11 protein-coding genes are annotated in these 11,745 nt (G+C 50.0%); 4 read left to right on the top strand and 7 right to left on the bottom strand.

From position 1 onward, the window contains the following. Position 1: 1 nt before the first annotated feature. The 3 genes from typA to dtd all read left to right on the top strand — a co-directional run bounded on the left by typA (position 2) and on the right by dtd (position 3,501). Entirely contained in the window at positions 2–1,780 is a 1,779-nt protein-coding gene (gene typA, locus ABYP33_RS14975) for a translational GTPase TypA (RefSeq protein ID WP_373091969.1), read from the top strand. A gap of 115 nt (positions 1,781–1,895) precedes the next feature. Next, positions 1,896–2,867, top strand: coding sequence for a prolyl aminopeptidase (gene pip, locus ABYP33_RS14970; RefSeq protein ID WP_373091968.1), 972 nt, complete (start codon positions 1,896–1,898; stop codon positions 2,865–2,867). Positions 2,868–3,063: 196 nt separating this feature from the next. Continuing rightward, positions 3,064–3,501 (top strand): D-aminoacyl-tRNA deacylase, encoded by a 438-nt coding sequence (gene dtd / locus ABYP33_RS14965; protein WP_373091967.1) that lies wholly within the window; start codon positions 3,064–3,066, stop codon positions 3,499–3,501. A 689-nt stretch (positions 3,502–4,190) separates the two neighbouring features. Here the strand turns inward: dtd and ABYP33_RS14960 are convergent. Then, complete coding sequence (locus tag ABYP33_RS14960; protein ID WP_373091966.1) at positions 4,191–4,349, bottom strand: hypothetical protein; 159 nt, start codon at positions 4,347–4,349, stop codon at positions 4,191–4,193. 369 nt (positions 4,350–4,718) lie between these two features. Between ABYP33_RS14960 and ABYP33_RS14955 the strand changes: the two genes are divergently transcribed. Beyond that, positions 4,719–5,321, top strand: coding sequence for an outer membrane beta-barrel protein (locus ABYP33_RS14955; protein WP_373091965.1), 603 nt, complete (start codon positions 4,719–4,721; stop codon positions 5,319–5,321). 195 nt (positions 5,322–5,516) lie between these two features. Here the strand turns inward: ABYP33_RS14955 and ABYP33_RS14950 are convergent, their stop codons facing one another. From ABYP33_RS14950 to ABYP33_RS14925, 6 genes are all read right to left on the bottom strand, one after another. Next, the gene (locus tag ABYP33_RS14950; RefSeq protein ID WP_373091964.1) at positions 5,517–5,813 is read right to left on the bottom strand and encodes a hypothetical protein; all 297 of its coding nucleotides are present in this window, start codon (positions 5,811–5,813) and stop codon (positions 5,517–5,519) included. 241 nt (positions 5,814–6,054) lie between these two features. Next, complete coding sequence (aceK, locus tag ABYP33_RS14945; protein ID WP_373091963.1) at positions 6,055–7,785, bottom strand: bifunctional isocitrate dehydrogenase kinase/phosphatase; 1,731 nt, start codon at positions 7,783–7,785, stop codon at positions 6,055–6,057. Positions 7,786–8,000: 215 nt separating this feature from the next. Beyond that, a complete protein-coding gene (locus ABYP33_RS14940; RefSeq protein ID WP_373091962.1) occupies positions 8,001–9,035 on the bottom strand; it encodes an LLM class F420-dependent oxidoreductase in 1,035 nt (344 codons plus the stop codon). Between the two features lie 38 nt (positions 9,036–9,073). Beyond that, positions 9,074–9,565 (bottom strand): ribonuclease E activity regulator RraA, encoded by a 492-nt coding sequence (gene rraA, locus ABYP33_RS14935; protein ID WP_373091961.1) that lies wholly within the window; start codon positions 9,563–9,565, stop codon positions 9,074–9,076. Positions 9,566–9,671: 106 nt separating this feature from the next. Beyond that, entirely contained in the window at positions 9,672–10,235 is a 564-nt protein-coding gene (locus ABYP33_RS14930) for a hypothetical protein (protein WP_373091960.1), read from the bottom strand. Between the two features lie 215 nt (positions 10,236–10,450). After that, positions 10,451–11,745, bottom strand: a 1,295-nt coding sequence (locus ABYP33_RS14925) for an isocitrate lyase (RefSeq protein ID WP_373091959.1), incomplete at its 5' end; no start/stop codon positions are given.

Raw genomic sequence — 11,745 nt, 5'->3', positions numbered from 1 at the left:
TATCGCCCACGTTGACCACGGTAAAACCACGCTAGTGGATAAACTGTTGAGTCAATCGGGAACCCTTGATCGCCGTAACCAAGATTCCGAGCGGATCATGGACTCCAACGACCAGGAGAAAGAGCGCGGTATTACCATTCTTGCTAAAAACACCGCCATTGAGTGGAACGGCTACCGTATCAATATTGTTGATACACCTGGGCACGCCGACTTTGGTGGTGAGGTTGAACGCGTATTGTCGATGGTCGACAGCGTATTATTGTTGGTTGACGCGGTCGATGGCCCCATGCCACAGACCCGCTTTGTAACCCAAAAAGCGTTTGAGCAAGGCTTAAACCCGATTGTGGTCGTTAACAAAGTTGACCGCCCCGGCGCACGTCCAGACTGGGTTGTGGATCAGGTTTTTGACCTGTTTGACCGTCTTGGCGCTACTGACGAACAGTTAGACTTCCCCATTATGTTTGCTTCGGCAATTAATGGTGTTGCCGGACTGGATTTTAATGATCTGGCCGACGACATGACGCCCTTGTTCCAAATGATTGTCGACAAGGTGCCAACGCCTGAAGTTGATGCCGTTGGTCCATTGCAGATGCAAATCTCGGCGCTTGATTACAATAGCTATGTTGGTGTTATCGGTGTTGGTCGTATTACTCGCGGTACCATGAAAGCCAATGATCAGCTGGTTGTGGTTGGTGCTGACGGCAAAACGCGCAAATGTAAGCTGCTCACCGTTATGGGCTATTACGGTTTAGAGCGAGTTGAAGTGCCAGAAGGTAAGGCCGGTGAAATTGTTTGTGTAACCGGTATTGAAGGCCTGAATATCTCTGACACCTTGTGCGCACCAGGCCATCCAGAAGCCCTGCCGCCCTTGAGCGTAGACGAACCAACCGTCAGCATGACCTTTCAGGTCAACGATTCACCGTTTGCGGGTAAAGAAGGTAAGTTCGTTACCTCGCGCAATATTCGTGACCGCTTAGACCAAGAGCTGATCCACAACGTGGCGTTGCGTGTTGAGCCGGGTGATAGCCCTGATAAGTTCAAAGTGTCTGGCCGTGGTGAGCTTCACTTGTCGGTACTGATCGAAACCATGCGTCGCGAAGGTTTTGAAATGGGTGTTTCTCGCCCAGAAGTTGTTCAAAAAATGGTTGATGGTGTGGTTCAAGAGCCCTTCGAGCACGTGGTAATTGACGTTGAAGAGCAGCACCAAGGTTCGGTGATGGAAGAGCTCGGCTTGCGTAAAGCCGAAATGACCAATATGGAACCGGACGGCAAAGGTCGCGTAAAGCTTGAATTTATCGCGCCAGCACGCGGCTTGATCGGTTTCCGCGGTCAGTTCCTGACCATGACGTCCGGCAGCGGTATTATGACCACCGTGTTCGATCATTACGGTGAAGTGAAGGGCGGCGAATTGGCTGGCCGGCAGAATGGTGTCATGGTGTCGATGGTGGCGGGCAAGACCTTGAGCTATGGTTTGTTCAACCTCCAGGATCGCGGTCGTTTGTTTTTGGGTCACGCAGCAGAAGTGTATGAAGGCCAGATCATCGGTCTGCATAATCGTGCCAACGACCTAGTGGTTAACCCTACTCGCGCCAAGCAGCTAACTAATGTTCGTGCATCGGGTACTGATGATGCGTTGACTCTGTCGCCGCATATCAAGCACACCTTGGAGCAAGCGCTGGAATTCATCGAAGACGATGAGCTGGTTGAAGTAACGCCGAAAAGCATTCGCCTTCGTAAAAAACTACTGAAAGAAAACGAGCGTAAACGCGCTCCTAAGTAAGTCGCTAAGCTAGTCCTCTGGCGGCCTATTCAAGGCCGCCAGTTTACCCTCAAGCGTTAAGTCGCTGTCTGCGCTACACTAATCCAGTGCATTAATTGGATATGGTTGTGACGCTATGCTCGCATTATTCCCAGATATAAAGCCCTATAAAACTCATCGTTTGCCGGTGCAAGACCCTCATGTTCTTTATATAGAAGAGTCTGGTAACCCTGACGGGATTCCCGTGATCTTCGTTCATGGCGGCCCCGGTGCAGGCTGTAGCCCCAAGGCGCGGAGTTTTTTTGACCCCGAGCGCTACCGCATTATTCTGTTTGATCAGCGCGGCTGTGGCCATTCGGAGCCCCACGCCTACCTGCAAAACAACACTACCCAAGACCTAATTGCCGATATGGAATGCATTCGCGAATTCCTCGCGGTTGATAAGTGGGTGGTATTTGGCGGCTCGTGGGGCTCAACCCTCGGTTTGACTTATGCGCAGGCGTATCCGGCGAGGGTGGCTGCGATGATTTTGCGGGGAATTTTTCTGTGTCGCCCAAAGGAATTGGCGTGGTTTTACAGTGACGGTGGGGCTAGCCGGGTCTTCCCAGATTACTGGCGAGATTTTAGCGAGGCGGTAGTGCGTCGCGACGGTGAAAATTGGATTGCAGCCTATCACCGCGTGCTCCATGGCGAGAATGAGTTGGCACGGATGGCCGCCGCCAAGGCGTGGTCGCTGTGGGAGGCGCGCTGCTCGACCTTGCGGCCAAATCACGATGTCGAAGATCATTTGATGAGCTCACATACCGCGGTGTCTATGTCGCACATAGAAACCCATTATTTTATTAATCAGGCTTTTTTAAGCGACAATCAAATTTTGGCTGCCATGCCGGTGATAGCTGCGATTCCCGGTATCATCGTGCAGGGTCGCTATGACATGATATGCCCTCTCGAAAGCGCGGTTGAGTTACATGAACTTTGGCCTAGCGCTGAGTTACATATTGTTCGCGATGCGGGGCATTCGGCCTTTGAACCCAGTATCGCGGATGCGTTGGTGAAGGCGAGTAATAATATTGCCCACCTGCTTAGCGGCGGTGAGTTGAGCTATTAGGCTGAATGCGTGACGGGGGAGGCAGGACCAAGGTTCTCGTTCGCCATGATGACAGAGCCAGAGTGCCGTATTAGCTTGGCTTTTGCGTTTACCGTCTCCCATCAAGCCTCTCTCCGTTCCCGCGCCGCTCGTAAATGCCAATACGAGTCTCTAAGTAATACCGATATAATTACGGAAAAATTACGTATGGATCACAATGAAAGCATTATTGCAGCGGGTTAAATTTGCCCGCGTGGAAGTCGAAGGCGAGTGTGTTGGCGAGATCAAGCAGGGGCTCTTGGTTTTTTTAGGGCTGGAAAAGCACGACGATGAAGCCGCTGTAACTAAAATGATGACGCGCTTGCTTAATTATCGGGTGTTTTCTGATAGCAATGGCAAAATGAATCAATCAGTTATGGACGTTGGGGGTGGCGTATTATTAGTTTCGCAATTCACCCTCGCGGCCGAGACGAAAAAAGGCTTGCGGCCTGGCTTTTCAACAGCGGCGGCGCCAAACCTCGCGGAAGGCCTATACCTGTTTGCCTTGGCGGAGCTGAAGCAGCTATACGGTAACGTAGCGAGTGGGAGGTTTGGCGCTGATATGCAAATCAGTTTGCTAAATGACGGACCGGTGACATTTTTACTCGAATTATAATGATGGACTATTTACAGGAGTTTGTGTGGAGACGGGAGTCGGCAACCGTCTTTTTTAGGGTGAAAGTAAGCCGCGAGCAAAGCGGATGACTCCTGAAGTGCGTAAGGAGCAAACCTTAAAAGCGGGTATTTTTTCTTGCTGAAGAAGGTTTAGGTGGCGCGGCTCATGCAGATATTGCTGTGCGTAACAGCTTTTCAGTTCCCACAGTATTTCGTTATTTTCTCAGTATGAAAAATCTGCAGAAAGCGGCGCTACAGGTTGCTCATTGCTATTTTGTCGATGAAATGATTATTGCTCGACTTAAAATCAGCTGGCCGGCCTATGAGCGTATAGAGAATTTGCTCTTAAGTTTTAAAGAAGAAAAAAATTAAAATAATGAGTACGTAACTATTTGGTTGGCGTGATCTGGCGTTACGCGCGGTCATATTTGGCAGCTGTATATTGAGTTCTATAAAAAGACGATTGCTGGTTTGCGCAAGCTGCTTTTACAGGCCCGGATCGACACCTCCGTGTCGGTGGCTATTAATGCAGTGACGCGGCGGGGGCATTAATCTGACGGTAGAGATAGTCAAATACACACGGGAGTAGCCGGCCAGACTCGCGCATTAACTGTAGCTTGGTGGTGCTTTTTAGTCTTAGCTCAGCCACTGATAATGACCCTTAGTTTAACGTCGGCATGCTTCATTTCTTCATCCATAATTTGGGTAAATGACATGCTTGAATTGGCCTCTGCGAGCATGCTTATTTTTTATCCAAAACTCCGCTTGCGCGTTGATAGCGTGGGCCATCACTGAGCTGGCTTTGCGAATTCCTTCGTGCAACTCGCCACCTATTTTAACAATACCCATAATAGACTTTGATTATACGATTTATGAATCGGATGTTGTTCTGGCTCGGGCTACAAGATTGGCATGGGCTGATTTTGGGCCACAAATGGCTAACGTTTCATTGTGCGAATTGAAAAGTGAACAACTGTGATTTTCTACCTGTTAAGTGGCGATGTGGAATTTTCGGCCTGTCGATCAAAAGCTATTCGTATTTTACTCTCACCCGATTGGGGCTGCTAATTGGTGTTTTAGAAGAGGGTAGCGTGCGCACTGACACGTGCCTACGTGAAACGTTGCGTGAATGTGCATAGTGCACAAGTTGTTGTTTACGAGGAACTGTTGGCCAAAGCACAGTCTAAATCTGCATCAATCCAACGGGGAGACATTGTAATGAATATATCTAAGAAACAGCTTTTGGGACTTGGTTTAGTGGCGGCGATTGCAACAGTGCAGGCTAATGCTAAAGAGTTTAGCTATACCTATGTAGAAGGTGGCTTTTCTGATGTCGATATAGACAATACTGATGCTGATTACATTTATGGCGGCGGTTCGCTGGCGCTTGATAGAAATATTTTCGTTCGCGGTTCACTGGGTAACCTCGATGTGAATAAAAACCTTGAGTTTGACACGGTGAGCATCGGTGTGGGTCACCCTATGAAAATGTCTGAGCGCAGCGATTTAGTGCTGGCGCTGGATTACAGCTTTGCCGAGTCAGACAGTAAAAACCCGGCGTTGGATAACGCTGACATTGACACCTTGACTGGCAGTGTGACGAGCCGCACATGGCTGACCAATAATGTTGAAGGTAATTTAATGGGTGGCTTGGCCCATCAAGATGCTGACTTCGGTGGCACTGACACGGGCGCAATATTGGGTGCCGGTGTTCGGGTGTATGTTGTGCCTCAGTTTTCTTTGGCGGCAAACATCAGCAGAAGTTTTATTGGTGATTTAGATACTGATGAAATTGGGGTGAGTGCGCGTTTGCAGTTTTAATTGACGTGTAATGACCTTAGATGGGGCTCGCGGGATGCGAGCCGATCAGACGGGCGAGATAGTTTTTTATCTCGCCCGTTTTTATTTTACGCTACTGCCCTGGCTGGGTTAGGGTGGCAGCCAAGTGGGTCCCAAGTCTTGCTGAACGCGGGGCTAGCCCAACCAGCAGGAAGCTTGGCCGGTGCCATTTGTTGGTCACCGGTGGATTGGTCGACTTATAAAGCCATTGGTTGCAATCCTCGTCGGTTGCGCCCTATTGGTATTCCCAAGGTTGGATGTGTGGCCCAGTAAACGCCGGGCCTCGCGAGGGGGCGCGACGGTGATATTGTTACCGATATTGGTGCTGATGGTATTTTCACCCACACTTAAACCTTCGACCACGCCTAAAAGGTGCAAGGGATTATCTGGTGTGCTTTGCAGTACGCTGGTTACGCTGGTGTTATTACGGAGCAGTACAAGCTCATCGATCGCGTCAGCGCTAGCTAGCATCATCTAAACGAGCACATCGCCTGCTGAAACTAGATCCGGTCAATTCGATATTACTTGCACAGTTGCTGGAATTACTGCCGCCGCAGGCAGCTAAGGTAAGGGCGGCCATTATGGCGAGCATTTAATTGTTCATGGTTTTTCCTCTGCGCTCTAAATTCTACGTTTGTCTAATTAAATACAATAGCCGCACTACTCTATGGGCTTGCTAGGTGGTGTCAAATTTCTCATTGTTGGTGGTATTGCTTTAATGTGGTCGTTGTTGGAAGCGCTGCTTTTTCCGATAGGGGAATACGTCGGCGACGTAACCATTACGTATGGTTTCTTGCAGACCACGCCAGTAGGCTGGGTCGTAGAGGTCACTGTGCAATGAATCAAACACCTTTTTGGCGCGCTGGTTGCCGGAGAAAAATAAACGGAACTCCTCGGGGAATACATCTTCTGGTTTGACCTCGTACCAAGGTTGGCTGGCCATGGCTTGCTCGTCGTTTTTCGGCTCGGGCAGTGAGCGGAAGTTGCAGTCGGTCAGCGGACAAATTTCATCGTAGTCGTAAAACACCACGCGGCCATGACGGGTAACGCCAAAGTTTTTGAGTAACATATCGCCGGGGAAGATATTGCCCGCCGCTAATTGCTTTATGGCATTGCCGTATTCGCCCATTACGCTGTCGAGCTGTTGCTCATTGCAGTCTTTGAGGTAAAGATTAAGGGGAATCATTTTTCGTTCGATGTACACGTGCTTTAGAAGCAGCGCATTTCCGCTAACGCTAACTTTTGAAGGCGCCTCTTTTTCTAGTTCGGCAATAAGCTCGTCGGAAAAGCGGCGGCGATCAAAAGCAAGATTATTGAATTCTTGTGTGTCTGCCATGCGCCCGCCGCGATCCCAGCGTTTTACCAAACTGTAGCATTTGCGAACATGCTCTTGGCTCATGTCTTTGGGCGGTGTAAAGCGATCTTTAATCACTTTGTACACATAGCCAAAGTCCGGTCGGGTAAATACCAGCATGACCATGCCTTTAATGCCAGGTGCAATGATATACGGCGATTCGCTGTTGGCAGTTTCATTCACTGCAAAGCGATAAAACTCGGTTTTACCGTGTTTGGGCATGCCGATGGCAATATACAGTTCAAAGATCTCTTTGTGGGGCATTAGCCGGTGTAAGAAGGCGATGTACTCTGATGGCACCGAGGTGTCGACCATAAAATAGCTTCGGCTAAAGCTGAATAAGATTGAGATGTCATTGGGATCAGAGAGTACAGTGTCAACGAATATGGAATTGTTTTCGCTGTGTAAAATAGGCAGTACAAAGGGCATGGTGAAGTCGCCGCTGACAATGCGGCCGACTAAATAAGCGGCTTTGTTGCGGAAAAACAACGACTCTAGTGTTTCGACATAAATGTCTTTGCTGCGATCTCGAATTTTGGGAATAAGTTCGCGGTTAACGATGTTCATGATAAAGCCCACGTCGCGGTCGAGATCTTCCCAAGGGATGTTGAACTCGCAGTCAATGAGCATTGATTTGGTGATATCGACGGCATTATCACCGTCAAAGCGGTAGCGGCGCAGTATGGACTCACTTGAGACTGGGGCGCAGTGTTCGACCGAGGTCAGGGCAAAGGTGTGCACATCGCGGATTTTTTCATGCTTGAAGATGTAACAATAAATCGAATTGAAAAACGATTGCGCAATTTCAAAATTGTCGTGATTTTGTATAAGCTCTGCGTATTCCTGCTTGGCAATTTTCCAGTTGTCCCGATCTTCAACGCTGCCGCCAGTAATGGTATACGCAGCCTCGGCAACGATTCTGCGTTTTTGCTTCCATAAATCTAAACGATCGCGCATGGCTTTTTGTGCACCGTGCCAGTCGGCCCCTTCAAAACGCGCTTGCGCGCCGAGGGTGATGTTTTTGTACTCGGCAAAAAAAGCATCAAAACCATTGAGAATGGCCATGGCGAGGCGACGGGTAACTGCGGTCATGTGTGTGGTTCCTGAGTATATTTCTGTTTGCTGGTAAGCCTAGTTTGGCAGAATACTGGACGGAAGATGGGCGACGCTAAAACCAAGTCGGAGGTCAGGCGTCTGGCGAAAAATCAACAGTTACGCTTAATTGTGCGTGAGCTGATATTTTCTGACATTCGAGATGAGCGCAGCGAATGCCCTAGCGTCTCCCGTCTCCCATCAAGCGTCTCCCGCTAAAGGAAGCAATCCGCCAAAACTTCCATGGCTTCTGGCTGCTGACAATTTAGCAACATGGTATCAACCTCGCCTCGGCTAGATGCGGCGTTCCAGTCTTTGGCGCGTTCACGAATTCTCGCTTCAGGGCCAACGAGCGCGACTTCGTCGACTAGAGCGTCGGGTACGGCGGCGCGAGCCTCTTCTTTTTTGCCCGCTAAATAAAGGTCCTGGATTTTTTCAGCGGCATTGCCATAGCCCATGCGTGTTGCGTAATCGGTGTAAAAGTTTTTGCCCTTGGCGCCCATGCCGCCAATATAAAGCGCGAGAAAGTCTTTAATAAATACGCGGCAGCCGTCGAGGTCGTCGCCCATTATGACACCAACAAAGGGCGCAACATTAAAGTCGGCTTTTTTGCGTCCGCTTTTTTCGAGCCCCTTTTCGATACTGGGTTCTAGTACGGAATATTTTTCAGGGCTCATCCACACGGGGAATACGCCGTCGGCAACTTCAGCGGAGGCGCTCACGCCAGCGGGGGTAATTGAGGCGGTGTAGATCGGGATGCTTGGGTCGCCGTGAAGTATGGATTTTAGGGGCTTGCCAAGGCCAGTAGCGCCGGGGCCGCTATAGGGCATTTGATACATTTTACCGTCGAAGGTAACCGGCCCCTTACGTTCAAAAATCTCCTTCATAATTTGAATGTACTCACGGGTGCGTGTTACCGGCTTGCCGTAGGGCACGCCGTGCCAGCCTTCGACTACTTGGGGGCCTGATGCGCCGAGGCCAACAATAAAGCGGCCGCCAGAGAGTTGGTCTAAGCTCATGGCGGTCATGGCGCACATGGCCGGGGTGCGCGCCGGCATTTGCATAATGGCGGTGCCGACTTTAATTTTGCTAGTCTGGGCTAAAACCCACGCGGCCGGAGTAACGGCGTCAGAGCCGTAGGCTTCGGCTGTCCATACCGAATCAAAACCCAGTGTTTCGGCGTGCTTAACCGCGTCCATGGGGATAGAGAGTTTTGCGCCAGAGTAGCCCAGTAATAGTCCTAGTTTCATTATTTTATCCATTTATTTAGTTGCCACAGCCTAGTAGGTCACAGCGTGTCTGTCAGTGGCTGCTTTGAAATGATTACGCCGCTCAGGTCGGCGTATAGGTGTTCGCCTGAGTATAGTGTAGTACCGCCAAATTCCAGTGCAATATTGCAACGGCCGTCGCCCAGCTTTTCGGTTTTGCGAGGTACGCTGCCCAGCGCCATGATGCCAATGGGCATGTTGGCTAGTTCTTCCACGTCGCGCAGATAACCGTAGATTACAATACCGCGCCAGCCGTTATCAGCTGCAGCGCGAGCAAGATTGTCGCCGAGTAGTGAGCGTCGCGGTGACGCGCCGCCATCGACAACGAGTACGCGATTATTGCCCCGTGTTTTGACCATTTCGGCAACTTTGGAGTTGTCTTCAAAGCATTTAATGGTGACGATTTCGCCCCAAAAATGCTGTTTACCGCCATAGTGGCGGAAGTTCACCTCTAGTACACGCACGTTGGCGCCATGTTCATCGCAGAGATCGGGGGTGGATATCGTATTCATAGTAACTCCTGCAGTGGTTGGTGGGCGAGCAGTGGAAAGCGTAGGAACCACTATGCCTTTTTTCGCGTCTCCCGTCTCCCGCCATGTATTAGGCAAAGGGTCTTACTTATTCGCTAACAAGCTCTAGGTAATTGGCGCCTATATCGGTATTGATATAGGCCATGCCCAGTACGGTTAAGTACTCTAGGCGATTGGCTTGCATTAGATCGATATCGGGTATGCCGAAGCCATTTTCCTGATAAATTCCTGCCAAATACGCCATAAAGTCTTCGCCTTCTTTGAGTAGCAGCAAACTCGCGGCACCGACATCGGGCTTTACTTTGGCGTTTAGGTCTTCTGGGAGGCTTACGGCAAACACGACAGGGTGTTCATTACCTTCCACACGCACACTGCGGTTCCTCACGGTTTGCTGTGCCCAATAAAAAGCCAGTTCTTTGCTTTGAGTCAAAAAAACCGGCTCTATCGATTCGGTATAACTATTGCCGATGGTCGCCATGGTCTGCTTTGCGGCGTTTTTGAGTACTTTGTCACCGGAGCGCTTTAGGCCCTGGGTTTTGATTGAGTCGACTAGCGCCGACGAAGTGCCGTGATACCAGACGTTACTCGTAGCAAATCCTTGGTCGCGTAATACATTTTTAGCGTCTTTAAGAAAAGTAGGTGTATTAGTCATATTGGAAGTCACTTAGTCAGTTTTAGTTGGCAAGGACCTGAAATGCTGAATGAAAAGCAACTCGCTGCCTTTGCCGTTATAGCGGAAAGCCATCATATTCTATTCATAAAAAAGGCGACACCTTTTACAAGGGTCGCCTTTTTGTACTGCGCTGAACTGTGCCCTGCTTATGCGTATGCAATCGCTAGGGCACGTCATTTACACCTTAATTCAACTTAGTTGAACTGGTTAGAAGTGTTTTTCGCGCCGCCTGCTTTCAGTGCAAGCTCGCCAGCGTAGTATTCTTTGTGATCGTCACCCATGTCTGAGCCTGACATGTTTTGGTGTTTAACACAGGCGATACCCTGACGGATTTCTTTACGCTGTACACCAGCAACATAACCCAGCATGCCCTGCTCACCGAAGTACTCTTTTGCGAGATTGTCAGTAGACAGCGCTGCAGTGTGGTAAGTCGGCAGAGTGATTAGGTGGTGGAAGACGTTCGCTTCACGAGCAGTGTCTGCCTGGAAAGTCTTGATACGTTCATCAGCAACGGCAGCCAATTCAGTGTCGTCGTATTCAGCAGACATCAGGTTTGCACGATCGTAGGCAGATACGTCTTTACCTTCAGCCGTCCAGGTATCGAAAGTCTGCTGGCGGAAGTTCAGTGTCCAGTTGAAAGAAGGAGAGTTGTTGTAAACCAACTTCGCGTCTGGGTGAACTTTACGAACTTCGTCCATCATGCCTTTAATTTCGTGAACGGTTGGAACGGCTGTCTCGATCCAAAGCAGGTCAGCGCCAGCATTGATTGCTTCGATACAGTCGAATACGCAACGCTCGTGGCCGGTGCCTTCGCGGAACTGGTACAGGCCAGAAGGCAGACGCTTGGGGCGAACGAGCTTGCCGTTACGGTTGAAGCAAACATCGCCTTCAGCCATGTCAGCGACGTTGATTTCTTCAACGTCTAAGAAAGAGTTGTAAATGTCACCCTGATCGCCTGGCTCTTTAACAACCGCGATTTCTTTGGTCAGGCCAGCACCTTCAGAGTCAGTACGTGCAACGATAACGCCGTTGTCGACACCTAGCTCTAAGAAAGCGTAACGCAATGCGCGCAGCTTATTGTGGAAGTCGGCGTGGGGTACGGTTACTTTGCCGTCTTGGTGGCCACACTGTTTTTCGTCAGCAACTTGGTTTTCGATCTGCAAGCAGCAAGCGCCAGCTTCGATCATTTGCTTGGCCATCAGGTAAGTCGCTTCAGCGTTACCGAAACCGGCGTCGATGTCTGCAACGATAGGGACTACGTGAGTAACATGGTTGTCGATTTGATCTTGGATCTTAGCTTCTTCAGCGGTGTCGCCAGTTTCGCGAGCAGCATCCAGAGCGCGGAACAGGCCGCCCAGCTCACGTGCATCGGCTTGACGCAGGAAGGTGTAGAGCTCGCGTACTAGGTCGGCAACAACGGTTTTTTCATGCATTGATTGGTCAGGCAGGGGACCAAAGGAAGAGCGCAACGCGGCAACCATCCAGCCAG

It is taken from the genome of Zhongshania sp., assembly GCF_041584495.1.
In the GTDB taxonomy this organism is placed as follows: domain Bacteria; phylum Pseudomonadota; class Gammaproteobacteria; order Pseudomonadales; family Spongiibacteraceae; genus Spongiibacter.
The sequence above is the reverse complement of the archived record's forward strand: the minus strand, read 5'-3'. Positions and strand labels throughout refer to the sequence as shown.

Coding starts and splice junctions, on each gene's coding strand:
- pip (WP_373091968.1), top strand. CDS start 1,896: ATGCTCGCATTATTCCCAGATATAAAGCCCTATAAAACTCATCGTTTG.
- dtd (WP_373091967.1), top strand. CDS start 3,064: ATGAAAGCATTATTGCAGCGGGTTAAATTTGCCCGCGTGGAAGTCGAA.
- ABYP33_RS14960 (WP_373091966.1), bottom strand. CDS start 4,349: ATGGGTATTGTTAAAATAGGTGGCGAGTTGCACGAAGGAATTCGCAAA.
- ABYP33_RS14955 (WP_373091965.1), top strand. CDS start 4,719: ATGAATATATCTAAGAAACAGCTTTTGGGACTTGGTTTAGTGGCGGCG.
- ABYP33_RS14950 (WP_373091964.1), bottom strand. CDS start 5,813: ATGATGCTAGCTAGCGCTGACGCGATCGATGAGCTTGTACTGCTCCGT.
- aceK (WP_373091963.1), bottom strand. CDS start 7,785: ATGACCGCAGTTACCCGTCGCCTCGCCATGGCCATTCTCAATGGTTTT.
- ABYP33_RS14940 (WP_373091962.1), bottom strand. CDS start 9,035: ATGAAACTAGGACTATTACTGGGCTACTCTGGCGCAAAACTCTCTATC.
- rraA (WP_373091961.1), bottom strand. CDS start 9,565: ATGAATACGATATCCACCCCCGATCTCTGCGATGAACATGGCGCCAAC.
- ABYP33_RS14930 (WP_373091960.1), bottom strand. CDS start 10,235: ATGACTAATACACCTACTTTTCTTAAAGACGCTAAAAATGTATTACGC.